The sequence below is a fragment of the Sorangium sp. So ce375 genome, from assembly GCF_051473855.1.
Lineage (GTDB): Bacteria > Myxococcota_A > Polyangia > Polyangiales > Polyangiaceae > Sorangium.
Window position 1 is genome coordinate 9,728,949 of record NZ_CP150335.1, and the last position, 26,532, is coordinate 9,755,480.

At 72.1% G+C, this 26,532-nt stretch carries 21 protein-coding genes; 12 read left to right on the forward strand and 9 right to left on the reverse strand.

Translation table 11 applies throughout. The annotated features are described in order from the left end of the window. Positions 1-64 precede the first annotated feature (64 nt). The gene (locus WME90_RS36360) at positions 65-895 is read right to left on the reverse strand and encodes an EI24 domain-containing protein (RefSeq protein ID WP_437276654.1); all 831 of its coding nucleotides are present in this window, start codon (positions 893-895) and stop codon (positions 65-67) included. A 157-nt stretch (positions 896-1,052) separates the two neighbouring features. Continuing rightward, positions 1,053-2,015 carry a hydrogen peroxide-inducible genes activator gene (locus WME90_RS36365; protein WP_437276655.1) on the reverse strand — a complete coding sequence of 321 codons (963 nt, stop codon included), beginning with the start codon at positions 2,013-2,015 and terminating at the stop codon, positions 1,053-1,055. Between the two features lie 133 nt (positions 2,016-2,148). Here WME90_RS36365 and ahpC point away from each other — a divergent pair, with 133 nt between their 5' ends. Then, positions 2,149-2,712 carry an alkyl hydroperoxide reductase subunit C gene (ahpC, locus tag WME90_RS36370; protein ID WP_437276656.1) on the forward strand — a complete coding sequence of 188 codons (564 nt, stop codon included), beginning with the start codon at positions 2,149-2,151 and terminating at the stop codon, positions 2,710-2,712. Between the two features lie 87 nt (positions 2,713-2,799). Further along, positions 2,800-4,362 (forward strand): alkyl hydroperoxide reductase subunit F, encoded by a 1,563-nt coding sequence (gene ahpF / locus WME90_RS36375; RefSeq protein ID WP_437276657.1) that lies wholly within the window; start codon positions 2,800-2,802, stop codon positions 4,360-4,362. Positions 4,363-4,407: 45 nt separating this feature from the next. Here ahpF and WME90_RS36380 read toward each other — a convergent pair whose 3' ends face one another. Continuing rightward, on the reverse strand, positions 4,408-5,310 hold the full coding sequence (locus WME90_RS36380) for a LysR family transcriptional regulator (RefSeq protein ID WP_437276658.1): 903 nt from the start codon (positions 5,308-5,310) through the stop codon (positions 4,408-4,410). A gap of 147 nt (positions 5,311-5,457) precedes the next feature. On the opposite strand from WME90_RS36380, the gene WME90_RS36385 reads away from it, so the two are divergent. The 5 genes from WME90_RS36385 (at position 5,458) to WME90_RS36405 (ending at position 11,104) form a co-directional block, all read left to right on the forward strand. After that, the gene (locus WME90_RS36385; protein WP_437276659.1) at positions 5,458-6,081 is read left to right on the forward strand and encodes a glutathione S-transferase family protein; all 624 of its coding nucleotides are present in this window, start codon (positions 5,458-5,460) and stop codon (positions 6,079-6,081) included. Beyond that, positions 6,078-7,082, forward strand: coding sequence for a flavin-nucleotide-binding protein (locus WME90_RS36390; RefSeq protein ID WP_437276660.1), 1,005 nt, complete (start codon positions 6,078-6,080; stop codon positions 7,080-7,082). The genes WME90_RS36385 and WME90_RS36390 overlap by 4 nt, the downstream gene beginning before the upstream one ends. Positions 7,083-7,220: 138 nt before the next feature. Beyond that, entirely contained in the window at positions 7,221-8,711 is a 1,491-nt protein-coding gene (locus WME90_RS36395) for a sensor histidine kinase (protein WP_437276661.1), read from the forward strand. A gap of 131 nt (positions 8,712-8,842) precedes the next feature. Next, complete coding sequence (locus WME90_RS36400) at positions 8,843-10,225, forward strand: sigma-54-dependent transcriptional regulator (protein ID WP_437276662.1); 1,383 nt, start codon at positions 8,843-8,845, stop codon at positions 10,223-10,225. A 408-nt stretch (positions 10,226-10,633) separates the two neighbouring features. Next, positions 10,634-11,104 (forward strand): response regulator, encoded by a 471-nt coding sequence (locus WME90_RS36405; RefSeq protein ID WP_437276663.1) that lies wholly within the window; start codon positions 10,634-10,636, stop codon positions 11,102-11,104. 92 nt (positions 11,105-11,196) lie between these two features. Here WME90_RS36405 and WME90_RS36410 read toward each other — a convergent pair whose 3' ends face one another. Continuing rightward, a complete protein-coding gene (locus WME90_RS36410) occupies positions 11,197-12,222 on the reverse strand; it encodes a Rieske 2Fe-2S domain-containing protein (protein ID WP_437276664.1) in 1,026 nt (341 codons plus the stop codon). Between the two features lie 77 nt (positions 12,223-12,299). On the opposite strand from WME90_RS36410, the gene WME90_RS36415 reads away from it, so the two are divergent. Continuing rightward, complete coding sequence (locus WME90_RS36415) at positions 12,300-13,343, forward strand: AraC family transcriptional regulator ligand-binding domain-containing protein (protein WP_437276665.1); 1,044 nt, start codon at positions 12,300-12,302, stop codon at positions 13,341-13,343. Positions 13,344-13,347: 4 nt separating this feature from the next. Here WME90_RS36415 and WME90_RS36420 read toward each other — a convergent pair whose 3' ends face one another. Beyond that, positions 13,348-14,535, reverse strand: a complete 1,188-nt coding sequence (locus WME90_RS36420) for a hypothetical protein (protein WP_437276666.1) — start codon at positions 14,533-14,535, stop codon at positions 13,348-13,350. Positions 14,536-14,981: 446 nt separating this feature from the next. Here WME90_RS36420 and WME90_RS36425 point away from each other — a divergent pair, with 446 nt between their 5' ends. From WME90_RS36425 to WME90_RS36435, 3 genes are all read left to right on the forward strand, one after another. After that, on the forward strand, positions 14,982-15,494 hold the full coding sequence (locus WME90_RS36425) for a CAP domain-containing protein (RefSeq protein ID WP_437276667.1): 513 nt from the start codon (positions 14,982-14,984) through the stop codon (positions 15,492-15,494). A 76-nt stretch (positions 15,495-15,570) separates the two neighbouring features. Beyond that, entirely contained in the window at positions 15,571-16,710 is a 1,140-nt protein-coding gene (locus WME90_RS36430; protein ID WP_437276668.1) for an acyl-CoA dehydrogenase family protein, read from the forward strand. 272 nt (positions 16,711-16,982) lie between these two features. Continuing rightward, the gene (locus WME90_RS36435; protein ID WP_437276669.1) at positions 16,983-19,037 is read left to right on the forward strand and encodes a M3 family metallopeptidase; all 2,055 of its coding nucleotides are present in this window, start codon (positions 16,983-16,985) and stop codon (positions 19,035-19,037) included. 387 nt (positions 19,038-19,424) lie between these two features. On the opposite strand, the gene WME90_RS36440 is transcribed toward WME90_RS36435, so the two are convergent. Together WME90_RS36440 and WME90_RS36445 are read right to left on the reverse strand one after the other, a co-directional pair. Then, a complete protein-coding gene (locus tag WME90_RS36440) occupies positions 19,425-21,326 on the reverse strand; it encodes a hypothetical protein (protein ID WP_437276670.1) in 1,902 nt (633 codons plus the stop codon). Between the two features lie 819 nt (positions 21,327-22,145). Beyond that, complete coding sequence (locus WME90_RS36445; RefSeq protein ID WP_159397796.1) at positions 22,146-22,322, reverse strand: hypothetical protein; 177 nt, start codon at positions 22,320-22,322, stop codon at positions 22,146-22,148. A gap of 167 nt (positions 22,323-22,489) precedes the next feature. Between WME90_RS36445 and WME90_RS36450 the strand changes: the two genes are divergently transcribed. Further along, on the forward strand, positions 22,490-22,819 hold the full coding sequence (locus WME90_RS36450) for a PilZ domain-containing protein (protein WP_437276671.1): 330 nt from the start codon (positions 22,490-22,492) through the stop codon (positions 22,817-22,819). 427 nt (positions 22,820-23,246) lie between these two features. On the opposite strand, the gene WME90_RS36455 is transcribed toward WME90_RS36450, so the two are convergent. Both WME90_RS36455 and WME90_RS36460 read right to left on the reverse strand, forming a co-directional pair. Next, a complete protein-coding gene (locus WME90_RS36455) occupies positions 23,247-25,880 on the reverse strand; it encodes a hypothetical protein (protein WP_437276672.1) in 2,634 nt (877 codons plus the stop codon). Positions 25,881-25,896: 16 nt separating this feature from the next. Continuing rightward, positions 25,897-26,502 (reverse strand): 5-formyltetrahydrofolate cyclo-ligase, encoded by a 606-nt coding sequence (locus WME90_RS36460; protein ID WP_437276673.1) that lies wholly within the window; start codon positions 26,500-26,502, stop codon positions 25,897-25,899. Positions 26,503-26,532 lie beyond the last annotated feature (30 nt).

Below are 26,532 nucleotides of genomic sequence, written 5' to 3' on the forward strand. Positions count from 1 at the left end.
GGACGGCGCGCCCATCGGCTCGAACGGCCCGCGGCAACGGCGAACGCGCGCCGCACGCCCGAGCTCAGCGCGGCGCTCGCTCCGTGGCCTCCCACCGCTCGAGCGCGACGACGAGCCGAGCCGCCCCGAGGACGCCGGCCGGGAGCACGATGAGCAGCGCGCAAGGCAAGAACGAGAGCAGCGCGAGGCCGAAGCCGAAGCCCATCACCGCGGCGAGGTTCCGGCGCACGAAATCGATCCGCGCCGCCACGGGCACGCCGCGGATCGACAGCGGGCAGTCGCAGAGGTCCCAGGCCCCCGCGAGCGCCGTCACCGCGAGCTGGAGCGGGACGACGACGACGCTCGCCGGCGCGAAGAGGAGACCCACGACGCCGAGGACGACGAGGATCGGGAGCGTGAAGGCGAGCGCCACGAGCGACGACTGCAGCGCGCGCCCCATGTCCGCGAAGAAGCCGACCTCCGGCCACGGGGGCGCCCCGAGATCGGCCTCGGCCCTGCGCACCATCCGCTCCAGCGCGGACCCCGAGAGCGGCTTCGCGAGCCCGAACGAGATGGCGAGGGCGGCCACGAGCACCACCGCGAGCGACAGGATCCGCAGCGCGGCCATGAGCACGGTCCAGCCCCACCCCGTCCCCGGCTCCTTCACGATCAGCTCGACGAGCGAAGGCGCGAGCTTCACGCCGACGATGGAGAGCACGACCATGAGCACGAGCGCGATGCCCGTGGGGACGAGCGCGAGCGGCCAGAGGTCCGGCGTGCGAAAGAGGTAACCGTAGCCGCCCAGCACGGCCTTGAGGCCCGCGACGAAGCCGGGGCGTTCGGGCGGCGCGAGCCCCGCAGGCGGGCCCTGCGCGGGCGCGGTGGGAGAGCCGCGGGGAGCATCGGGGCCGATCATCCGGCCACGAACGTCTCAGCGGTCGTGCATCCGGTCAACACCTTCCGCGCGCTGGCGCCCGCCTCTGGACGAGCTCCTGCCGGCTGTGCAGTGAACGCCGCCTCATCGTCGATGCGCGGATGACCTCGATGCGTGGATACCCTCCGAACCCGCCTCGTCAGCCCTCGGGGAGCGGATCGAGCACGCTCCCGCCCGGGGGCGAGGGCCCGAGCGCGCGGCCGAGGTGCTCGCGGATCGCGGCCGCGAGCGCCTCGGTGACGCGCCTGCGCAGCTGGGTTCGCGACGTGACGAGCCCGATCTCTCTGAGCGGGATCGGCCGGGCGAGGGGCCGCACGCGGGCGCGGCGCTTCTCGGCGGGCAGCCCCTGCGCCACGAGCGCGGGGAGCACGGTCGCTCCGAGCCCGGTGTCGACGAGGCCGATCAACGTCTCGAAGCTGCCGCTCTCGAGCTGAACGCCGCGCGGGGGCCTCGCCTGGCCGCTCCTGCAATACGAGAGCACCTGGCTCCGGAAGCAGTGCCCCTCCGGGAGCACCCACAGCTCGCGATCGCTGAGGTTGGCCTGCGTGACGGTCTTGCGGTCGAGCAGCGGGTCGCCCTCGGGGAGATAGGCGACCATCGCCTCGTGTCCGAGGGGCGTCTCGCTCAGCCCCGGAGCGTGGAGCGGCGTCGCAGCGAGCCCCGCGTCGAGGGTGTCGGCCGCGAGCCGCTCGATGATCTCCTCGGTCTTCAGCTCTTCGACGAACAGCTCGACGCGCGGGTGTGCCTTCACGAAGGGATCGAGGAACAGGGGCAGCACGGTGGGAGCGAGGGTCGGGATGATCCCTAGCCGGTAGCGCCCGGCCGGAGCGTCGTCGCCGGCGACGATCTGACCGAGCCGCTCCGTCTCCCGGAGGATCTCGCGCATCTGAGCGATGGCGCGCGCCCCCTCCTCGGTCACCAGGACGGGCTTCTTGCTGCGGTCGAACAGCACGACACCCAGGAGCTCCTCGAGCTTCTGGACCTGCATGCTGAGCCCGGACTGCGAGACGTGGCAGCGCTCGGCCGCTGTGCGGAAGCTGCGGGTCTGCTCCACCGCCACCGCGTAGCGGAGCTGCGTGAGCGTCACCTGCTCGAGGTCCATGCCCCTGTAAGTATCACAAAAAGTGAACGTTTCATAAAATCATTCGATTGGCACCGCGGGCGCAGAACGACCACGTTGCCCCTCGACGGCGCGGAGGCACGAGACGCCTCCGCCTCGAAATGAGGAAAAGAGAATGTCGCTCATCAACACCCGCATCAAACCGTTCAAGGCCACCGCGTTCCAGCAGGGGAAGTTCGTGGACGTCTCGCACGAGTCGGTCCTCGGCAAGTGGTCGCTCTTCGTGTTCTACCCCGCGGACTTCACCTTCGTGTGCCCGACCGAGCTCGAGGACCTCGCGGACCTCTACGGCGAGTTCAAGAAGCTGGGCGTCGAGATCTACGGCGTCTCCACCGACACGCACTTCGCGCACAAGGCGTGGCACGACACGTCCGCGGCGATCAAGAAGGTCAACTACCCGCTCGTCGGCGATCCGACCACGACCCTCTCGCGCAACTTCGGCGTGCTCATCGAGGAGGAGGGCCTCGCGCTCCGCGGCTCGTTCCTCGTGAACCCCGAGGGCATCATCAAGGTCTGCGAGATCCACGACCTCGGCATCGGCCGCAACGCGGCCGAGATGCTCCGCAAGGTCAAGGCGGCCCAGTACGTCGCCGCGCACCCGGGCGAGGTCTGCCCGGCGAAGTGGGACGAGGGCGCGAAGACCCTCAAGCCGTCGCTCGATCTCGTCGGCAAGATCTGAGGTGTCCGGGCGTCGCCGCGCGCGCGAGCCGCGGCGACGCCCGACAGCGCTCGTGACCCGCTCGTATTCGCCGGAAGGAACGCAGCCATGCTCGAAGACTCCATCAAGACCCAGCTCCGCGACGTCCTCGGACGGCTGACCCGTCCTGTCGCGGTCACCGCCTTCGTCGACGACTCGCAGGGGTCGGAGGAGATGCGCGCGCTCCTGCGCGACGTCGCGAGCGCCTCGTCCCTCGTCGAGCTCCACGAGCGGCGCGAGGGCGCCGAGCGCGTGCCGTCGTTCGGCATCCACTCCCCTGGCGAGGAGCCGCGCGTGATCTTCGCGGGGCTCCCGCTCGGTCACGAGCTCACCTCGCTGATCCTCGCGCTCCTGCACGTCGGCGGCCATCCGCCGAGGGTGAGCGCCGAGGTGCTCGAGCAGATCGCGCGGCTCGACGGCGAGCTCCGGTTCGAGACCTACTTCTCTCAATCGTGCCAGAACTGCCCCGACGTCGTGCAGGCGCTGAACCTGATGGCGGCCAAGAACCCGAGGGTTCGCCACGTCGCCGTCGACGGCGCCCTCTTCCGGGGCGAGGTCGAGCAGCGGAAGATCATGGCCGTACCGACCGTCTTTCTGAACGGCGAGCCCTTCGGCCAGGGTCGGATGGAGATCGAGCAGATCCTCGCCAAGGTCGACGACGGCTCGGCCGTGAAGAAGCGCGTCGAGGCGCTCGACCAGCGCAAGCCGTTCGACATGCTCATCGTCGGCGGCGGGCCCGCTGGCGCTTCGGCGGCCATCTACGCGGCGCGCAAGGGTCTCGACACCGGCATCGTCGCCGAGCGCTTCGGCGGGCAGGTGATGGACACCCTCGCCATCGAGAACCTCATCTCGGTCGTGGAGACCGACGGGCCCAAGCTCGCGGCGGCGCTCGAGCAGCACGTGCGCGCGTACCCCGTCGAGCTCATCAAGCACGAGCGCGTCGAGTCGATCACGCCCGGCTCGCCGTTCGAGCTGCGCCTGGCGAGCGGCGCCACGCTCCGCGCGAAGAGCGTCGTCCTGGCGACGGGCGCCCGGTGGCGCGACATGAACGTCCCCGGCGAGGCCGAGTACCGGACCAAGGGCGTGACGTACTGCCCGCACTGCGACGGACCGCTGTTCAAGGGCAAGCGGGTCGCCGTCATCGGCGGCGGCAACTCCGGCGTCGAGGCGGCGATCGATCTCGCGGGCGTGGTCGGCCATGTCACCCTGCTCGAGATCGCCCCCGAGCTCCGCGCCGACGCGGTCCTCGTCCGCAAGCTCAAGAGCATGCCCAACGTCGAGATCGTCACGCGCGCGCGCACGACCGAGGTGGTGGGCGACGGGCAGAAGGTCGTCGGGCTCCGCTGGGAGCACGCCGAGACGAAGGAGCAGCACCAGATCGAGATCGAGGGCGTGTTCGTGCAGATCGGCCTCCTCCCCAACACCGCCTTCATCAAGGGGACGGTGGAGCTCAACCGCCTCGGCGAGGTCGTCGTCAACGACCGCGGGCAGACCTCGGTGCCCGGCCTCTTCGCCGCCGGCGACATGACGACCACGCCGTTCAAGCAGATCGTCGTCGCCCTCGGCGACGGCGCGAAGGCCGCCCTCGGGGCCTTCGAGCACCTCATCCGCGCCACCGCGCCGGCGGACTGAACGCGCCCTCCGGGTGAGCTCGCTCGATGGTCTGCGATCACGAGCTCAGCCGCTCAGCCACGCCTCGGACCGGAGCCGATCGACAAGGAAATCCACGAACGCGCGCACCCTGGCCGCCGCCCGCCGGCCCTCCGGGTGGACGACATGGATGGGGACCGGCGGAGGCTCGTGCGCAGCGAGCACGATCGAGAGGCGCCCGGCGCGCAGCTCCGGGCCGATCTGATACGAGAGCACCCGCGCGAGCCCTCGCCCGGCCACGGCCGCCGCAATGGCGACGTCGGCCGTATTGGCGAGGAGCTGCGATGACGGAGAGACCCGCTCGACCCGCGAGCCCGGCCCGAACGACCATTCCACCGGCGAGCCCGTCGAAGAGAACGCAATGGTGTCGTGACGCGCCAGATCGGCCGGCGCCCTGGGCTCGCCCCGCGCGGCGAGGTACTCGGCCGAAGCGCAGACCACCCACCGCACCGAGCCGACACGGATCGCGCTCAGCGACGAGTCCGGCAGATGGGCAATCCGGACGGCGACGTCGAGCCCCTCGTCGACCATGTCGACGATGCGGTCGACGAGCAGCGTCCACGCCGACACACGTCGATGGAGAGCCAGGAAATCGAAGAGCGCCGGCGCGACGAACATCCGTCCGAACAGGACCGGCGCCGTGACGCCGAGCTGCCCCCGGAGCTCGGCGTGAGACCCGGCCGCCGACGCCTCGGCCTCCTCGATCTCGCCCAGGATCCGCTTGCAGTCCGCGAGGTACCGGGCGCCCGCCTCGGTCAAGCGCACGACGCGCGTGGTGCGGTGAAGGAGCCGCGTGCCGATGCGCTCCTCGAGCGCGGAGATGGCCCGCGTCACCGCCGGCGGCGACATGGACAGCCGGCGCGCAGCCGGCGCGAAGCCCTCCCCCTCGGCGACGGCGACGAACACGCGCATGGATTCGAGGCGATCCATCGGATTATTCCAATTTCCGGAATGGTCCCTTGTCAAGGACGAGCATTACCCTTGGCGGCGGGAATGGGCATGCTGGCTCGGCGAGCGCGGGGAGGCCCCCGCGGGCCGCGCTGCTCCCCGCTGACATCCAGCCGAAAGGACACCTCGATGCCCCTCTCTGACAGCCCCATCCGCCTCTACCGCCATCCGCTCTCGGGACACGCGCACCGCGTGGAGCTCTTCCTGTCGCTGCTGCGGCTCCCGTTCGAGAGGATCGACGTCGACCTGAAGGGCGGCGCTCACAAGGCGCCCGAGTTCCTGGCGAAGAACGCGTTCGGTCAGGTGCCCGTGATCGAGGACGGCGACGTGACGCTGGCCGACAGCAACGCGATCCTCGTGTACCTGGCCACGCGGTACGACCCGTCGGGGCGCTGGCTCCCGCGCGATCCGGTGGCGGCTGCGCACGTGCAGCGGTGGCTCTCCGTGGCCGCCGGGCAGCTGGCGTCGGGGCCCGCGGCGGCGCGCATCGCGGCCGTGTTCGGCCGCAAGCTGGATACAGAGCAGGCCAGGGGGATCGCCGCGCAGCTCTTCACGGTGATCGACCAGCACCTCGCGAACCAGCGCTTCCTGGCCGGCGACGAGCCGACCCTCGCGGACGTCGCGATCTACACGTACACGGCGCACGCGCCGGAGGGCGGCGTGTCGCTCGATCCGTACGGGAACCTGCGCGCGTGGCTCGCCCGCGTGGAGGCGCTGCCCGGCTTCGTGCCGATGAAGAGGGCGCTCTCGTGACCTCCCTGCCCGGGTGGACCAGGGAGGGCTCGCCCTATCACCCGGGCGAGATGGCCGTGCAGACGCGCGCCGGGGCGCGCGAGCGGGCCGAGAAGGCCGGGCGCAGGATCATCCGGGACTTCATGCCCGACCAGCACCGCGAGCTGTTCGCGCAGCTGCCTTTTCTGCTCGTCGGAGCCCTCGATGAAGAGCGCCGGCCGTGGGCCTCGATCGTCACGGGGCGGCCGGGGTTCATCGCATCTCCGGATCCGCGGACGCTCGCGGTGAACGCTCGCCCAGCGGCCGGCGATCCGCTCGGCGCGCACCTCGTGGCCGGCGCGCCCGTCGGCCTGCTCGGCGTCCAGCTGGAGACCCGCCGTCGAAACCGGCTGAACGGGACGATCACCGCGGCCGACGAGCGGGGCTTCGTTGTCGAGGTCGGGCAGAGCTTCGGCAATTGCGCGCAGTACATCCAGGCGCGAGAGCCCATGTTCGTGAGGGAGCCCGAGGCGGCCGCCGCGCCGCGCGAGGCGCAGGCGGAAGGGGCGGCGCTGTCCGCCGGCGCGGCGGCGCTGATCCGCCGCGCGGACACGTTCTTCATCGCGACCGCGTCGCCTTTCGCGCGCGGGGGCGACGCGATCGAGGGCGCCGACGTGTCGCACCGGGGCGGCAAGCCCGGCTTCGTGCGCGTGACCGAGCAGGACGGCCGCACCGTCCTGACCTCGCCGGATTTCACGGGCAATTTCGCGTTCAACACGCTCGGCAACCTGGCGCTCGACCCGCGCGCCGGGGTGCTCTTCGTCGACTTCGCGTCCGGAGGGGTGCTGTCGCTGACCGGAGAGGCCGAGGTGATCTGGGACGGGGCGGAGCTCTCGGCCTTCGCCGGCGCCCAGCGGCTCCTGCGGTTCCGCGTGGCCGGGGGCGTCTGGAGGGAGGACGCGGTGCCGCTGCGCTGGTCTGCGCCGGTACCGGCGCCGCAGCTCGCGGCGACGGGCTCATGGGAGGACGTGGCGCGAGGGTGACGCCCCGCGGCGGCCCGCGGCGAGGCCGCCCAGGGGAGTTTTGCCCCACCGGGGAGATCCGGGGCGGCCCATGGCCGACAGGCGCGCGGATGCGCACTTGAGAACTCCGTTGCGTCCTGCATCCTACCCGGCGACCCCATGCGGCTCGCCAGCAAGCTCACCCTCGCCCTCGTCCTCGTCATGTGCGCGGTGCTGAGCCTGTACGGCTACCTCTCCGTCCGGCGCGAGCGCGCGCTCTTCGAGGCGGACATGCGGCGCGACGAGCACCTCATCAGCATCGCGCTCCGCGCGGCGGTGGTCGAGACGTGGCGCCGAGCCGGGATGGACGAGGCGCTCCGCCTGCTCGACGAGGCGAACGAGCGCGAGGACGGCGTGCGCTTCCGCTGGGTCTGGCTCGACGCGCCGGCCGGGGATCGCTTCGCGCCCGCGCTGCCCGCCGCCGAGCTCGAGGAGCTCTCGGGGGGCTCCGAGGTGTTCCGGCTCCAGCGCGAGGGCGACAAGAGCGGGCGCTTCTACACGTACGCCCCGGTCGCCGTGGAGCCCTCGCGCGTCGGCGCCATCGAGATCTCCGAGTCGCTCGAGGAGGAAGAGGCGTACGTGCATGCGAGCGTGGTCAACACGGTGACCACCATCGTGGCCCTCGCGGCGCTGAGCGGGCTCCTGGCGATGACCTTCGGGCAGGTCCTCGTCGGGCGCCCGACGCGGCGGCTCGTCGACAAGGCGCGGCGGATCGGCGAGGGCGACCTCGGCGGGCCGCTGCTCCTGCCGCAGCGCGACGAGCTCGGGCGGATCGCCCGCGAGATCAACGCGATGTGCGACCACCTGGCCGAGGCGCGCGAGCGCGCGGCCCGGGAGACGACCGCGCGCATCGCCGCGCTGGAGCAGCTCCGGCACGCGGATCGGCTCACCACCGTCGGCAAGCTGGCGTCGGGCATCGCGCACGAGCTCGGCACGCCGCTCAACGTCGTGGGCGGCCGCGCCAAGATGATCGCGCGCGGCCTGCCGCAGGAGGAGGTGGCGGAGAGCGCGCGCATCATCGCCGAGCAGGCGGACCGGATGACGAAGATCATCCGGCAGCTGCTCGACTTCGCGCGCCGCCGGGTGGCGCAGAAGGCGCCGGCCGATATCGCGCACATCGCGCGCCAGACGCTGGCGCTGCTGGAGCCCCTCGCCCGCAAGCGGGGCGTGACGCTCCGCCTCGACGAGGCGGACGCCGGTCTGGCGCGCGCCGAGGTGGACACGGGGCAGATGCAGCAGGTGCTCACGAACCTCGTGATGAACGGCATGCAGTCGATGAAGCGGGGCGGCGAGCTCACCGTGCGGGTGGAGCGCGCCCGCGCGCGGCCGCCGGCCGACCACGGCGGCGCCGAGGGCGAGCACGTCGCCATCCGGGTGACCGACGGCGGCGAGGGGGTCGCGCCCGAGAACATCCCGCGCATCTTCGAGCCGTTCTTCACCACGAAGGACGTCGGCGAGGGCACCGGCCTCGGGCTGAGCGTGTCCTACGGGATCGTGCGCGAGCACGGGGGCTGGATCGGCGTGGAGAGCGACCTCGGCAAGGGCTCGACGTTCACGGTGTACCTCGCGCCGAGCGGGCAGGATGACGCGAGGCCGGCGGCCGTGGGCTGAGGGTGGGCTGAGGGCGGGCCGGGGCGCGCCGGACGGGGCGGGCGCCTCACCGCGGCTGGCCGCGGGCGAGGCGCTGTACTACGCGAACGATCGAGGAGAGATGGCGGGCGCGCGCGCGCCATCGAGGAAAGATGGGCAGGAGAGCGCTTATCATCGACGATGACGAGGCGATGTGCGCGTGGCTCTCGGCGGACCTGCGCTCGCGCGGCGTCGAGGCGACGACGCGGACCTCACCGGCGGAGGCGCTCGCGCTGCTCGAGGCGGACGAGGGCTTCGACGTCATCCTGACGGATCTGAACATGCGCGGGATGGACGGGATCGAGGTCTGCGGCCGGGCGGCCGAGATCCGGCCGGACGTGCCGGTCGTGGTGATCACCGCGTTCGGCAGCATCGAGACCGCGGTGCAGGCGATCCGCGCGGGCGCGTACGACTACGTGACAAAGCCGGTCGACATCGAGGCGCTGGCGCTGGCGCTGGAGCGGGCGATCGCGCACCACGCGCTCAAGGCCGAGGTGCGGCGGCTGCGCCGCGCGGTGGCCGGGCCCGGGGGGTTCCCCGACCTGATCGGCCGGAGCGCGGCGATGCGGCGCGTGCAGGACCTGATCGAGCGCATCGCCGACGCGGACGCGACGGTGCTCGTGACGGGCGAGAGCGGGACGGGCAAGGAGGTCGTCGCGCGGGCGCTGCACGCGCGGAGCCGCCGCAAGGGGGGGCCGTTCGTGGCGATCAACTGCGCGGCGGTGCCGGAGTCGCTGATCGAGAGCGAGCTCTTCGGGCACGTGCGGGGGGCGTTCACCGACGCGCGTACGGCGCGTGCCGGGCTGTTCGTCGAGGCGAACGGGGGGACGCTGCTGCTCGACGAGATCGGGGAGCTGCCGCTCGCGTTGCAGCCGAAGCTGCTCCGCGCCCTCCAGGAGCGCCGGGTGCGCCCGGTGGGCGGGAGCGCGGAGGTGCCGTTCGACGCGCGCATCGTGGCGGCGACGAACCGCGACCTGGACGAGGCCGTCGAGGCGCGCCGGTTCCGGGAGGACCTGTACTACCGGATCAACGTGCTCCACGTGGAGCTGCCGCCCGTGCGGGCGCGGGGCAGCGACGTGCTGCTGCTGGCGCAGCGGTTCGTGGAGGACTTCGCCACGCGCTGGGGCAAGGAGGTGGTCGGCCTGTCGCCGGCGGCCGCCGAGCGGCTGCTCGCGTACTCGTGGCCGGGCAACGTGCGGGAGATCCAGAACTGCATGGAGCGGGCGGTGGCGCTCACGGGGTACCCGGAGATCACGGTGGAGGACCTGCCGGCGAAGATCCGGGAGCACCGCCCGTCGCACGTGCTCGTGGCGGGGGATGATCCGTCCGAGCTGGTGCCGCTCGAGGAGGTGGAGCGGCGGTACATCCTGCGGGTGCTCGAGGCGGCGGGCGGGAACAAGACGCTGGCGGCGAGGATCCTGGGGCTGGACCGGAAGACGCTGCACCGGAAGCTGGAGCGGTGGGAGCCGGGCGCCGGGGGGACGAAGGGGGGCTGAGGCGCGAGGCAACCTCAACCTAGGCAACCTCAACCTCGGTCGGTTTTCCGGCGGTCGCTGCATCAACCTCGGTCGCTGCATCAACCTCGGTCGGTTTTCCGGCCCCCCAACCCGGGTTGGTTCTGGCTGCCTACCTCAACCTCGGTCGGTTTTCCGACGCTGCCTCAACCTCGGTCGGTTTTCCCCAACCCGGGTTGGTTCTGGCTGCCTACCTCAACCTCGGTCGGTTTTCCGACGCTGCCTCAACCTCGGTCGGTTTTCCCCAACCCGGGTTGGTTCTGGCTGCCTACCTCAACCTCGGTCGGTTTTCCGGCCGCCCCAACCCGGGTCGGTTCCGGCCGTTCCCGCCGGTCGGCCGTGGGCGGCACGCTGCCTGCAAGGAGGCCCCTTCATCAAGGAGAGAGCCCGATGCCCACCGACTCGATGCGCGGTCTTGCCTCGATGCTGAATGCGGCGCCTGAGCCTGTGCCGCGCGTCCACCCCGGCGCGCCCCCCGTCCGCGTGCTGCTCGCCGAGGACGACCGGGAGCTACGGCTGCTCCTCGCCACCTCCCTCCGCCGCGACGGCTACGAGGTCCTGGAGGCACGCGACGCCAAGCACCTCCTCGAGTTGATGGGCGAGGCGCTGGCCTCCGGCGACGGCGCCCCGATCGATGTCGTGGTGAGCGACATCCGGATGCCAGGCACGAGCGGCCTCGAGCTGCTGGCCGGGCTGCGCCGCGACGACTGGGCAACACCGGTGGTCCTCATCACCGCCTTCGGCGACCCGGAGACCCACGCGGAAGCCTACCGTCTGGGCGCCGACGCGGTGCTCGACAAGCCGCTCGACCTCGACGACCTGCGGCTCGTGGTCCAGACCCTCGCCTCGATGCGCGGCTGACACCCCTCGCAGCCACACCCCCGCCCCACGGACGATCGCAGGAGATTGGACCGGCACCGAGGGCTTCGCTTCACCTCTGGACCGGCCCCGCCTCACCCCGCCTCGACCGGCAGCCGGCGCGGCTCCCCCGAGCGCTGCGCCGTCAGCCGCGCCCGCCGCAGCTTGTGCCACGCGAGGATCCCCGCGTCCGCGCGCACGAAACGGCACGCGTCCAGATCCGCGTCGCGCGGCTCCGAGGACGCGAGCATCCGCTCATCGCCCGGCTGGATCAGCCAGAACTCCGTCCGCAACCCGATCCACGCAAGCAGCCGCCCGATCACCGGGATCGGCACGTAGTACCGCCCCACGATCGCCGTCCGATCCGCGTCGATCGGCGCGCACCCCGCCATGCCCACCACGCGCTTCCCGAACGAGAGGCGCAGCGCGCCCGGGAAGCGCACCTCCAGCTCGAACCTCCACCCCCGGCGGCCGTCCCAGGGCTCCCCGTCGTCGTGGCGCAGCACCGCCTCGACGTGGATGACGTCGCCCTCCACGCGGACCTCGCAGGGATCGAGCATCGCGCCGACGCCGGGGGACCAGGGGCGGTGCGCGAACGGCAGGTGGTGGATGTCGAGCATGCCCTCCATCGCGCGCGCGAACGGCACATCCCAGTCCATCGACGCCGTGTGGGCGTGCCGCTCGTCCGGCGGCAGGCCGTCGAACCAGGGCACCGGCGGCAGCTCGGCCGGCCGCTCGCCCCAAAACAGCCACACGAAGCCCCGGTGCTCCCGCGCCTCGTACCGGGTCAGCGCGAGCGCATCGCCCGCGCCCCGCGCGCTCGCGCCGCGTCCCTCGCACGGGATCGCGACGCAGCGCCCGTCCGAGGCGAACCGGAAGCCGTGGTACGGGCACTCGATCGCCCCGTCCACGACCCGCCCCAGGCCGAGGTCCGCGCCGCGGTGAGGGCAGCGCGCCCGCGCCGCGACCAGGGCGCCGCGCTCGTCCCGGAACAGGACGATGCGCGCTCCGAAGCGCTCGACGGTGACCGGCCGCTTGCCCACACAGGAAGCGTCCGCGATGATGTACCAGGCGCCCTCGACGAACGCGCCGCGCCCTTCCTCGATGCCGTGCTTTCGCATGATGCTCCTCCGATCGCCCGGAAGCCTGGGGCTCGCGCGGCCGGGGAGCAGTGACGGCGCGCGCCACAAGGGCTGACATGCGGCGCCAGGCTCCCCGGGCGCCCGCGCCGACCCTATGGGCCCGCACCGCCGCGCAGCTCGCGGACCACGCGGCGGAGCGCGGGGCCGATCGGCGGGCGCTGCTCGAGGCCGCGGGGCTCGCCGACGCGGGGCTCGCCGATCCGGACGCCCGCGTGCCGCTCGCGGCGTTCTACGCGCTCATCGAGGCGGCCGTGGCGGCCGCCTCCAATCCACACCTCGGCCTCGACTTCGCGGCGCGCTTCGAGCCGGAGCACTTCGACGCGCTGGGCTTCCTGGCCATGAGCAGCCCGACCCTCGGCGAGTCGTTCCGCCGGATGCTCCGCTACCAGCAGATCTGGAACGAGGGCGAGCGGTACACGCTGGAGATCCGCGGGCGCCGCGCGCACCTCGCGTTCGTGCCCTTCGGGCCCGACCGGCCGGCCCACGGCCAGCTCGCGGAGATGTTCGCGTTCGACGCGCTCGTGAACGCCGGGCGCATGTGCGGCGCCCCGATCCAGGCGCTCGCGGTGCGCTTTCGCCACGCGCCGGCGGGCGATCCGGAGGAGAAGGCGCGGCGGCTCGGCTCGCCGGTGCTGTTCGGGGCGCCGGCGACCGAGCTCGTCCTGCCGGTGGAGGAGCTGGCCCGCCCGCTGCCGCACGCGAACGAGGCGCTCGCCGCGTTCCTGGAGCGCCACATGAGCGCCGTCGCGGCGCGCCTGCCGGGCGCCGCGACGCCCGCGCTGTCCGACCGCGTGCGGGTGCTCCTTGGCGAGCGGCTGCGCGAGGGGGCCGACCTGGGCGCGCTCGCGGCGCGCCTGCGGATGAGCCCGCGCACGCTCCAGCGCCGCCTCGGCGACGAGGGGACGTCGGTCCACGCCCTGCTCGACGAGGTCCGGCGCGGCCGCGCCGCGGCGCTCCTCGATGCGGACATGGCGATCGGCGAGGTGGCGTATCTGCTCGGCTATTCCGAGCCGAGCGCGTTCCACCGCGCGTTCCGCCGCTGGACCGGCGTGACGCCGGAGGCGTTCCGCGCCCGGACCAGGGGCGCGGAGCCGCGGTGAGCGCTCACGGCCCCGCGGGGCCGATCTGCAGCTTCGCTATCACCTTGGCGCTGCCCCCGAGGCTCGCCTCGATGTTCTCGACCGCCTGCCTGATCGCATTGGTGGCCGGGATGAGGCACGCTCCCGCCTTCACGCTGCCGGTAGCCTCGATGTTGCCCGCGGCCTGAGCCACGCCCTCGGCGCTGGAGAGGAGCAGCTCGCCGCGCGCCTGAGCGACGACGAGGAGCCGCGGCAGGTTCGCCTTGAGCGTCGCGATGGCCGCCTCGGCCTCGGCCCCACCCTCGATGTTGACCGCGGGCTCCTTGCAGCTGGCCTTCGCGCGCGCGCTCGCCTTGCAGGAGCCGCCGCACTCCCCTTCCGCCTTGCACTCGGCTCTCGGCGGATCCCCGAGCTCGACCTTGCACTTCGGCGCCTTGAACGTGACGTCGCACGTGCCCGAGCAATCGGCGTTGCACTGCACGTCCGCGCTGCCCTCGAACGAGCACGAGCCACGGCACTGGCCCGTGCAGGTGCCCTCGCACGCCCCGCGGCACTCGCCGCTGTCGGTCGTCACGGCGCAATCGCCGGCGCACGTGCCCTCGCACGTGCCCTCGCACGTTCCCGCGCAGTTGACAGCCAGGTTGGCCGACCCCTCGCACGAGCCCGTGCATGCTCCCTCGCACCGACCCGAGAGCTGAAGAGGATCGCAGCGCGTGATGATCTCCGCGGGGGTCAGCTGGCACTCGACGTTGGCGGTGCACTTCGCCTCGCAGCTCGCCTGCACGCTCGCGTCGACCGTGCAGCTCGGCGGCTGGACGGAGAACGACAGGCCGGCCGCCGCGTCCCCGAGCATGTCGACGGCGAGCTCACACCACTGCGTCGCTCGCTCGCTCGGCTTCGTCGCCGTGATCGTCGCCACGTCCGCGCCGAGATCCAGCGCGATCGCCTGACAGGCGCTCGACACGTCCCCCACGACGGCGCCCGCGGCACCGGTGAAGTCCGACACGGACTGCATGAAGGCACCATAATTGAGCTCGGCCTCGCCATCGAGCCCCCACTTCACCGTGGCGAGATCGGCGCCCGGCGTGAAGTCGCTACAACAGACGTCACTCTGCAGCTCCGCGACCTTTTCACACCCCATCGCCGGAATGACGGCGAGCCCCGCCAGCGCCAGAGGGAATGCCGCGATTCGCCACGTCACACGGATATTCATCAGGAAACTCCTTGGTTCTTTGTCGGGCGTGCCGCTGGTGCCAAGCTGCCACGGAGAGCGGTGAAACCCCATGAGGGAGGACGCTCGCCCCCGAGCTCGGACGGCAGCCGCCTCCGAAGCAGCGCGACAATAGCTCATAGATCGACCCGCATGACAAGGCCCATGCGGCGGAATTGTTGCTCCTCTCGACGTCGCCTTAGGGCCATGCCCGTCAGCATACGAGCCAACCACGACGAGATCTGTTGATGTTCAAATCGATGGCAAAGGCAGGGAGAACGCCCGGACTCGGCCGTCCAGGGAGGGCAGCGGGCGACGCATGACACGGCACGTCGTGGGTTCACACAGCCATCATCGAATCGCCGTTGCAGAGCTCGGCCGAGCCGTAGGACAATGGCCCCGTGATGACGCTCGGCCCACGGCCCCCCCGGTTCGCTCAGCTCTCTCTCATGATCGCCCTGACGGCCGGTTGCGGCGCCTCGTCCGACGACGAGGGCCCGGCGAGCGGCCAGGCCGCCGGCGAGCCGCCCAGGATGACCGGGATGACCGCGGCCCACAACGCGGCGCGCGCCGCCGTCGAGCCACCCGCCGATCAGCCGATGCCCCCTCTCTTGTGGTCGCCCGAGATCGCCGCGGTGGCTCAGGCCTATGCCGCCCGGTGCGTGTTCGCCCATAGCGCGAGCGATTATGGAGAGAACCTCTATGCGACGACCGGCTCGTCGCCCACCCCGGAGGACGTTGTCGCCTCGTGGGTCGACGAGTCCGCCAATTACGACCTTGCAAGCAACGCCTGCAGCTCCACCTGCGGCCATTACACCCAGGTGGTATGGGCCGACTCCCTGCAGCTCGGCTGCGGGGTCGCCGATTGCACGACCGACTCGCCGTTCGGCGGCGGCGCCTGGCAAATCTGGGTGTGCAACTACGACCCTCCCGGCAATTTCTCCGGGCAGCGTCCGTACTGAGCCCCGCGCGCGGGCGGGCGGCGCGCGCCGCCTCGCGTCCTCCCCTCCCCTCGCCGGCTCTGGTATCGCATCGGCGATGGATTTCGGGTGGACCCCTTCCCAGCGCGCCGTCCGCGACCGCATGTGCGCCCTCGGCGCCGAGGCCGACGCCGCGGCCCCGGACGATCGCATGCGCGTCCTCGCCCGCGGCGGCGCCCTCGGCCTGCCGATCGCCCGCGATCTCGGCGGCGAGGGCCTCGACCTCGTCACGACGGCGCTCGCCTACGAGGGCCTCGGCGCGACCCTGCGCGACGGCGGCGTCCTGCTCGCCGCGGGGGCGCACCTCTTCGGCGTGGCGCTCCTGCTCGCGCGGGTGGGCACCCCGGCGCAGCAGCGCGCGTGGCTGCCGCGGATGGCGAGCGGCGCGTGCATGGCGACGGTCGCCGCGACCGAGGCCGGCGCCGGCTCGGACGTCGCGTCGGTGCAGGCCAGGGCCGACCGCACGGACGCCGGCTACCGGCTCACCGGCGAGAAGCGGTACGTGACCTGGGCCGACCGGGCCGACGTGTACCTCGCGATCGCGCGCGACGCCGGCGGCCGCGCCGGAGCGGCCCCGGCGCGCGGCCTCACCGCGCTGCTCGTGCCCCGCGCCGAGGGCGAGGCCGCCGCGCGCGTCGTCCCCGGCCCGCTGCTCGCGACCGCGGGCCTCCGGGGCGCGCGGCTCGCGCCCGTCACGTTCGCCGGCTGCGAGGTCGGCCAGGACACGCTCCTCGGCCGCGCCGGCGCCGGCCTCGCCGTCTTCCAGATCGCGATGACCTACGAGCGCGCGCTCATCCTCGCCTTCCGCCTCGGCGCCATGGAGCGCGCCCTCGGCGAGGCCGTCCGCTTCGCCCGCGAGCGCGAGATCGGCGGCCAGGCGATCGCGCGCCACCAGGCCGTCGCGCACCGCCTCGCGCAGATGAAGCTGCGGCTGGAGACCTCGCGGCTGCTCGTCTACCGCGCCGCATGGGCGCTGGATCAGGGCGAGCGCGGGCAGGCCGAGGCGGCGCTGGCCAAGTGGCACGCGGCGGACTCGGCCTTGGCGTTCGCGCTGGACGATCTCCGGCTCCGCGGCGGCGCTGGCTACCTCGAGGAGAGCGGCCTCCCCTCCGCCGTGGACGACGCCCTCGGCGGAGGCATCCATTCGGGCACGTCGGACGTGCTCGCCACGGTGGTCGCGCGGTGGCTGGGCGTGTAACCGCGCCTCGCCGCGGTTGACCGCGGCTCGCGCGGCCAGCACCAGGGCCGGATGCCGGATCGCCCGAGTCGTTCGAGGGCTCCGCGCGGCGGGCCTCTGTCCCCGCGGGCGTTCGGCTCGGCGCGACCTCCCGCGCAACAAGGGAAGAACTTGGCGACGAGGTACTAGCCAATCCCCGCCGGCGCCTTTACCAAGGGAAGGCTGCGCGGATCGGCCGAGCGTCGCCGGCCCGCGCCCGTCCGCCGGCCCCTCAAGCCCAACCAGGAACGATCATGACCGAAGCGACCGACAATCCCCTGCTCACTCTCGGCTTCGAGATCCCGTTCGATCGCATCCGGAGCGAGCACGTCGAGCCCGCGGTGCGCGCGCTGCTCCAGGACGCCCGCGCCCGGCTCGAGGCGCTCGTCGCGACGCCCGGCCCCCGCACCTACGACAACACCCTCGCCGCGCTCGAGTCCGTCACCGAGCGGCTCGATCGCGCCATGAACGTCGTCTCGCACCTCGAATCGACGTCCACCACGCCCGCGCTGCGCACCGCCTACAACGCCGTCCAGCCGGAGGTCAGCGAGTTCCTGAGCGGCATCGCGCTCAACGAGGGAGTCTACGGCGCGCTCAAGGCGTTCGCGGCCACGCCCGAGGCCGCGGCGCTGACCGGCCCGCGGCGCCGCTTCTTGAAGAAGACGCTCGACGATTTCCGGCGGAGCGGCGCCGAGCTCGACCCGGCGGGCAAGAAGCGCCTCTCCGAGATCGACGTCGAGCTCGCGACGCTCACCCTGCGCTTCTCGCAAAACGTGCTCGACGCGACGAACGCCTTCGAGTTCGTGGTCGAGGACGCTGCCCGCCTCGCCGGCCTGCCGCCGAGCGCGGTCGAGGCGGCCCGCCAGAGCGCGAAGGACAGGGGCATCGAGGGCTACCGCTTCACGCTGCAGGCGCCGAGCTACATCCCCGTGCTCACGCACCTCGACGACGCCGCGATCCGCGAGCGCTTTTACCGCGCCTTCAACACGCGGGCGACCGAGGGAGACCACGACAACCGGCCGCTCATCCGCCGCATCCTCGAGCTCCGCGCCGAGAAGGCGAAGCTGCTCGGCTACGCGAGCTTCGCCGATCTCGTGCTGGAGGACCGCATGGCGAAGACGGGCGGCGCGGCGCGCCGCTTCGTCGACACGCTGCGGGCGCGCACCGAGGCGGTCTTCGCCCGCGAGAAGGAGGATCTCGCCGCCTTCCGCCGCGAGATCGAGGGCCCGAACGCGCCGCCGCTCGCGCCGTGGGACGTCGCCTACTACGCCGAGAAGCTGCGCCGCGCCCGCTACGATTTCGACGACGAGGCGCTGCGCCCCTATTTCCCGCTGGATCGCGTCGTCTCCGGCCTGTTCGAGATCGCCCACCGCCTCTACGGCGTGCGCATCACGCCCTGGCAGGACGCCCCCACGTGGCACCCGAGCGTCCGCGCCTACCGGCTCCTCGAGCCGAGCGGCGCCCAGAGCGCCGCCTTCTACCTCGACTTCGTGCCGCGCGAGCAGAAGCGCGACGGCGCCTGGATGCACGGGCTCGTCACGGGCGCGCCGGGCGAGGACGGGCGCGCGGCCGGCGAGGACGCGCGCCACCTCGCCGTCCTCGCGGGCAGCTTCACCCCGCCGGTCAACGGCCGCCCCGCGCTGCTCAACCACCGTGAGGTCGAGACGCTGTTCCACGAGTTCGGCCACATGATGCACCACGCCTCGAGCCGGGTGCCGATCCGGAGCCTCGCCGGCACCAACGTCGCCTGGGACTTCGTCGAACTCCCCTCGCAGATCATGGAGAACTGGTGCTGGGAGCGGGAGGCGCTCGACCTCTTCGCGCGCCACCACGAGACGGGCGCGCCCGTCCCGGACGACCTGCTCCAGCGGATGCGCGCGGCCCGCACGTTCCGCTCGGGCGCGGTGACGATGCGGCAGCTCGGCTTCGCCGAGATCGACCTCGCGCTCCACGTGGACTGGACCGCTGAGCGCGGCGATGTCGTCGAGTTCGCGCGTGAGGTCCTCGGCCGCTTCTCGCCCGTCCCGCTGCCCGAGGGTTACGCGATGATCGCCGGCTTCTCGCACCTCTTCTCGAACCCGGTGGGCTACGCCGCGGGCTACTACTCGTACAAGTGGGCCGAGGTGCTCGACGCCGACGCCTTCTCCCGCTTCCAGGAAGAGGGCCTGTTCAGCCGAAAGGTGGGCGACGCGTTCCGGAGCCAGATCCTCGCGCTCGGCGACACGCAGGACCCGATGGATCTCTACAAGAGCTTCCGCGGCCGCGAGCCCACCCTCGACGCCCTGCTGCAGCGCAGCGGCCTCGCCTGAGCCTCCGGGGCGGCCCCGAGCCGCCCGGCGCCGCCCCCATCACGGCACCACCCCAAACTCCCTCTCTGGCCATGTGACCGAGCGGCGCATTCGTGAGGCATTCAACAAGCTCGTTCGGTCACGCTCAGGGAGCGGAGCTTGGTGAACGCCTACGCCCCCCTCGACCTCCGTAGGCGCGAGGAGACGGCGTTCTTCGCGCGGCGCGGGGAGGGCCGATGTCCGAGCCGAAATGACAAAGCTCCTCCGGCTTCGCCGGAGGAGCTTTGTCTCAGGTGAGTCCGGCGGGGCCCCCGCGCCGCGCGAAGAACGCCGTCTCCTCGCGCCGGGCCCCCGTGGACGACCCCCCCGAGGGAGCGCCGGCGTTCATCGCGCCGGCCCCCCGTGGGATCACTGTATCTTGAAGTTACAGGCCGACACCGTGGCCGAACCGACCGTCTGCGTCATCGCCCAGTTCGCGAGCGACGCGGCGCTCGCCTGCTCGGACCTGAACGCGTAGTTGCTCGCGAGCTGCACCTCGGCGCCGCCCTTCGGCTGGATGTACACCGAGTACCGCTTCGCCACGACGTCGACCACCATCCGGACGGTATAGGTCGTCCCGCCGGTGTACGGGTACGCCCTGAGCGCCTGGTAGCTACCGCCGTTCCGGACGGTGACGTTGCCATCCTCACCGAAGAGGACGATCGCGGCGAGATGGGTCCACGTGCTCGCAGAGCCGCTCGAGAGGCCGATCACGCCGTCGATCTTCGACGCGCTCGGCGTCACGTCCCAGGACGCCGTGAAGGTGCCCCGCTGGGCCGACGGCAGCGCCATATTGAACCATTTGTTTGCCTCGACGATCGGGCACACCGGCGCCGGCGTGGGTGTCGTGGGCGTCGGCGTCGTCGGCGTGGGCGTCGGCGTCGTCGGCGTGGGCGTCGGCGTCGTGGTCGCCGTGCCATACTCGAACGCGCCGATGTCGAAGGTGCCCACCGCCGTCCGCCGCTCCGCGGTGCCGTAGGCCTGGAGCGCCCGCTTCGGCGGGTGGAACAGCGGCATCGCCAGCGGCGACGGGAACGCGTACCCCGAGATCCCCGTCGTCGAGTTGACCCCCGCGTTCCGCAGCGGGCTCGTCGAGGCCAGCGTCACGTCGCGGTTGCCGATGCCCGTGAAGCCGGGATCGCTCACGATCAGCGTCCCCGTGAAGCCGGAAGGCACCGACGTGCCCGTGGGCACGGCGTTGTTGACACCCTTGATGAGCGGGCGGCCGGTCTTCCAGCTCGCGTCGTCGCGGAAGACCTCGACGCTCCCGCCCCCGACGCGATAGAAGACGTTGTTGTGCAGCTCGATGCTCTCGATGCCATCGAACAGGTGGATCGCCGCGCTCGACCCCGCCATCAGCAGGAACGTGTTGTTCACGAACCGATACCGCCCGTTCGTGTCGCCCGTGCCGTCGCCGCCGACGCGCACCACGTACTGCGTGTGCGTCTTGCGGAAGACGTTGCCGACAACATCGGAGTCCTCGCGCTTGAGCCCCGGATTCTGCCCGTCGGGTCCGATCAGCTCGAGGTCCTTGTAGAGCCCTCCCTCGATCCAGTTGTAATAGATCTCGTTCCGCTCCGCGCGGCTCTTCACCGCATTGCCACCGATCGCATCGTGGACGTAGCAGTGCTGCATCCGGAACACGGAGCCCGGGTAGGCGGTCTCATCCGTGGCGATGTAGACCGGGTGCTTCGTCGTACCGCCCCCGGCGTTGTAGACTTCCACGTATTCCATCGTCAGCGAACCTGAACCGCCGTCGGCGCCCAGGACCCCGTGCGCCGGGCAATCGTGGATCACGGAGTCACGGATGGTGACATCGTGCCCGTGGTGGAAGACGCACCTCGACGTGCCGCCCGTGACATCGAACCCCTCGACGACGACGTGATTCGCATTGACCTCGATGGTGTTGGTGCCGCCCTTCAGGACGGGGCGCTTCCCGCCGGAGCGCACGCCGCGGATCGTGATTTTCGATGTCGGCGTTCCGCTTTTCGTGAGCCTGATGTTGCCCGAGTACGTCGCGTTACCGTCGACCTCCACTACATCGCCTGGCTGCAATCTGCTGGCTACATCACCGATGGTCTTGTAGGTGCGCGTGGGACCGACTTGATACGTCGTACCGGCGGCCTGCTCCTCCGCGTCCAGCTCTTCTGCAGTCACGTCCTCGTCGAGCGGCGCGCAGCCGGCGCCGACGATCGACATCGCCATCAGGGTGGCGATGAACTTACCGGCGGCAAACGACCGCGACCCAAAGCCTTGAGAAATCGAATGCATGGCTTTATCTCCCCCGGCGTCGTCGAACCCCTGTGGTGAACAGGACCGTAACGGGCGAAGGCATCAGGGGGCAGAAGAGGAGCCTCCCGCTGCATGCCTTCGCGCCGCGAACCATCGGTGCAGACCATTCAGCACCAGAGGGGCGGATACCGGCGCTCTCGTGAAACAACTTATTCCTGGATTAACACGACGGGTCAAGACGAAATGCTTTCGAAAACGAAACCAACGCCCAATCAGGTCGCACACCTGAGCCGCTTTTCACATCAAGGTTGCAATTTTTCGATGCAGAAACGCAATGTACAGCCCGTCCGCCGAGGTGAGGAAGGTGTAGAGAAGTGGTCGCTTGCTCGCTCGAACACACACGAAATCCCCCGAGAAATGTTGGCAAACGCTCAATACGACCCCTATATCCATGCCAATCGACGACCTTTGCCCACCTAACCCCCGCATTCACTGCCTCGGCGGCGGCGTTTGGGCCCCGGTGGCGGTCGCGCGATCCCTCGACGACACGGCTGGGTTGCAAGCAAGAAGCGGATCTAGGCCCGGCTCGAGCGCTGCGCCGAGGGCTGGCTGCGCGAGGTCGCGGCTCTTCTGGGCCGCTTCAGCGCCGCTTCAGCGCTGCTCGCCGTGAGCTTCGTCCACGCGGTCGCGAGCCGCAGCGCGCGGTCTACGCGCGCGACACGATTTGGCGGGAGATCGCGGAGAGGGACGACGGGCCGGCGTTCGACGGGGAGATCGGGGGCGTCCGCGCGGTGGGCGCGCTGCTCGCCGGGCGGGGGGGATGGGCCGGAATCGGCGGGTAGGCGAGCGGGAGAGCGCTCAGCGCCTGCCCTTGAAGCCCATCATCTGCTGCACCACCGCCTCGCTCTCCTCGGCGATCGCGCCCTCCTGCGCCGCGCGATCGGCGCAGTCCTCACAGACCTTCTTCTTCTTGCTTCCGACCTTGATCGTCTTGAGCTCGTCGACCTCGCTATCGCATTCGCGGCACGTGGGCATCGCCAGACCTTCCTTTCGCCGGGCCAGCATATCGCACCGATCGCGCGCGCGCAGAGATCGCACCCCCGCGCCGCGAGCGGACCGCGCGGCTCGCCCGCCCGATGTTTGGCCCGGGCGGGCCCCGCAACCTACGCTCGCCGCATCACGAGGATCCCAAGGAGGCACACATGGATCGGAGGCAGGGCGCGCGCGCTCAGGTCGACTTCCCCGTCTCGGCGCTCGTCGATGGCCACCGGCACCGGTGCCGCGCCATCGATCTCTCCCCCACGGGCATGGTCGTCGAGCGCGCGCCCGCGCTGGCAGGCCGGGCGCTGCCGGCCGTCACCCCGTTCGAGCTCGACCTCGGCGTCGGGCGCCCCATCCGGCTGCGCGCCCGCCCCGTCTGGGACCGCGACAACCTGCTCGCCGTCCGCTTCGTGGTCATGAGCGACGCCGACCGGCTCACCATCGCAGAGCACCTCGACCAGCGCGCCCAGCGCCGCGAGCCTCTCCACTAGAGCGGCGGTCACCCGCTTCGGATACGGGCCCATCTCGGCGTTTTCGGTGCTCAGCGCACCGGAGTGCGCTTCCGCGCCGAAAACGCCGATCTGGACCCGTCTCCTGTGCGGGAGACCGCCGCTCTGCGTCGCGTGTGCCAGAGACCGCCGCTCTGCGTCGCGTGTGCCGGAGGCGGATGGGAAGGAGCGCGGCGCGCACGTCCCCGACACGATGCTCGCCTGCAAGGGTGAAATCGCAGGACTGCAACACCGGGAGGGTGCGCCCGGGACATCTATGCGGATTTTCACTGAATTTTGATCTTCTCGCGGTGGCACGTGAGCTGCTAATTCATGGACGAGCGTTGCTGGTGCGGCCTATCCCCCCCCGGGCCCCGGCGACGCTTTTTCTTTTTGTCGCTCCGGTGGGAGCGACGGGCCGTGGCCTGTTCTACGTGCGTGGCTCTCTTCGCCGGCGCGCGGCGGAGATCGACGCCCGCGGAATGCTCGCGGCGGAGCGGCGAAGCTCGTCGAGCGCGTGCTCGGGCAGGCGCGGCGCTACGGCGTCCGGCTCGGCGAGGGCAGGCGCGCGGGCGCCCAGGTACGGCCAGAGGCTGTCGCGGATGGGCGCCGGCAGGACGTTTTCCAGGTACTCGAGCGCGGTACCGCGGAGGTGGGCGTCGTCGGCGTGGAGCGCCCTGTAGGCGATCTCTAACGGCTCACGCTCGAGACAGAGCGAGAGGACGCGGAAGACGTGCTCCAGGCTGCGGCTCGTCCGCTCGACGAGCAATCGCTCGGCCAGCGGCGCCTCGACCGGGGGCACGGCGTTCGGCGCGACGTTCGGGGGCTGGGCGTCCCACACGCGGCGGCCGATCGCGATCTCCCGCATCGCCGCCTCGATCACGTCGTCGCGCCGCAGGTGGATCGGCGCGCGCTGCTGGAGGAGGCGCGCGAGCGCGACGCCGCACTGGTAGCGCACCTCGAAGCGCTCGTCGGCGAGGCCGAGCATCAGGCCGTCGGCGGCGCGCTGGGTGGGACAGGCCTGGAGCACCCGCGGGATACGGCGCCGGACGGCGACGCTCACCGCCGGATCGAGGAGGGCGTCGAGGAGCTGGCCGGTGGCGCGGGAGGCGACGGCGCGGAGCGCCCGGATTGCCTCCGAGTTGAGCCCCTCGCGCTCGAGGAGCGGGAGGAGGTGGGGGACGAACGCGGGGTCCGGCTCGCGGACGAGCGCCCGGCGGATCCGCTCGGGATCGCCGGAGCGGAGGTCGGCCGTGGCGGCGAGCACCGGGTCGGACGCCAGCGCTGCCGACGCGGCGCGCGCGGAGAGCGGCCCGTCGACGCCCCTGCGATCGCCCGCCGGAGGCCTCGGTGCGTTGCCGGAGAGCGGCGCCCGGCCGGAGGGCGGCGCGTCACCGGAGCGCGGCGCGCGGCCCGAGAGCGGCGGGCGGCCCGAGAGCGGCGGACCGGGGTGCGACGCGCGCTCGCCGTCGAGGGGGGCGCGCCCGGCGTCGGGGCGCGCCCCCGCGTTCCGGAGCGCGGCGAGCTCGGCGAGGACCTTGTCGCGGCTGAGCGCGTCGACGGCGCCGCTCAGGGTGCGGCGGGTGGTCGCGTCGACGACGTTCGCCGGATCGAGCGAGACGGCGCCGGAGCGCAGGCTGCCCTCGAGCGCGGCGACGTAGCCCCGGTGCAACCGCGGCGTGAAGAGCAGCGTGACGCCCGCGGCCGCCGCGCCGAAAACGAGCAGGAGCGGCAGCGACCCGTGCGGCGCGAGCACGAGCAGGGCCATCGCCAGGCCGCTGCCCGCCGCGGTGCCGATGCGGTCGAAGCCGACGTCGATGAGCGTCTTGATGGCCCGCTTCTGGTCCGGGGGCAGGGGCGTGTAGAGCAGCTCGTAGCCCGACCGGAACAGCGAGTTCCGGAGCACGGCCTCGGTCGCGCGGACGATGGAGGCGGCCCAGAGCCGCGGTGCGACGGCGACGGAGAGCGTGCTCGCGACGACCGCGGCCGGGAGGATGCCGATGGTGGCGGCGAGCCCGAGCCGGTCGAGCGAGAAGGTGCCGGCGAGCGACTGAACGAGGAACGAGAGCAGGCTGACCGAGAGGTGGAAGAGCGCGAAGAACGAGAGCAGCGCGTTGCGGTCGCTCATGGCGGCGGCTGCTTCGGCGCTGAGGGCCACGTCGAACAGCGCGGCGCTCACGGCGCCGAGCCCGACGAGCAGGCCGAGGTCGCGCAGGTGGCTGCTGTCGCGCAGCGCGGCGAGCCCCCATCCGCCGGTGCCAACCTCGGTGTGCGCCGCCGCCCCAACCTGGGTCGCCGCCTCAACCTGGGTCGCCGCCTCAACCTGGGTCGCCGCCTCAACCTGGGTCGCCGCCCCAACCTGGGTCGCCGCCCCAACCTGGGTCGCCGCCTCAACCTGGGTCGCCGCCCCAACCTGGGTCGCCGCCCCAACCTGGGTCGCCGCCCCAACCTCGGTGCGCGCCGCCGCGCCGGCGGCGCCGGCGGCGCTCGCGTGCGTAAGGCCGGCGCCCAGGTGGTGGGTGGCCCACGCGGTGAGCGCGCTCGCCGCGGCAAGGGCGAGGAGCATCGTCGGGGCGTCGATGAGGTGGCCGGCGCGCCAGGCGAACAGGCCGCCGATCACGCCGCCCAGGGTCCCGCCGCCCGCGATGCGCCCCATCGAGTGGCGCGCGGTGTGGGGGTCGAAGCGCTCGTTGACGAGCGACCAGAAGGCGGAGATGAGGGTCGCGCCGAAGACGGCGATGTGCAGGTAGAAGACGAGGGCAGCGGCGCCGGGCGCGCGCCGGGCGAGGGCCCACTCCAGGGCGAGGAGGACGGAGCTCGCGGTGAAGGTGGCAGGGACGACGCGCGCGGGGGAGAGCTGGAGGAGGGCGCGCGAGAGCAGCAGGACGGCGACGAACGACAGCGCCGCGCCGGCGGCCATGACCTTGGGGAGGTCGGCGGCGCCGAAGCTGGCGAGGAAGAGGGCGTCCCGGGTCGCCCGGCCGGCGACCTGCTGGGCGATCATCGCGCCCGAGGCGATGGCCGCGAAGAGGACGGACCTGCCGCTCGCGCTTTCCTCCTCCACCTGTCCCCTGGGCATCCTAGATCGGCTCGGCGTCGAGCACGCGCGCGTCGGTGACGATGGTCCCGAGCGGGACGTCCCCCGGCGTTGCCGGCACCTCGACGACGAGCTGGAAGTCGAACACCACGCCGACGCCGTGCGCGGGAGGGCAGAAGCGCGGCAGGGTGCTGTCGTAGTAGCCGGCGCCATAGCCGATCCGGTGCCCTCGAGGGTCGATCTGGAGCGCGGGCACGACGATGACGTCGAGCGCAGCGGCCTCCTCGTCGGCGGGGTCGGGCTCGCGGAAGCCGAGGCCGCGCTCCTGCATGGCCTCGGGGTCCGCGACGAAGCGGAAGGTCATGGCGCGCGACTCGGGGTCTATCGCGGGGTACGCCACCCGGACGCCGCGGGCGCGCAGGACCGGATCGAGCTCCCGGAGGTCGACCTCGTTGCGGCCCTCGATCGGGTAGAAGAGCGCGACCCGCCGCGCCGCGACGAGGGCCGGCAGCTCCGCGAGCGCGCGCTGGATCCGGCGCGATCGCTCGAGGATGGCCTCGGGTGGGATGGAGCTGCGGACGGCCCGGGCGCGCTTCCGCAGCTCGGCTTTGGCGCGGTAGCGCAGGGCGGCCTCGGCATCGGGGTCCATGGCTCTGTGGGTTCCTCCGGCGCGCATCCT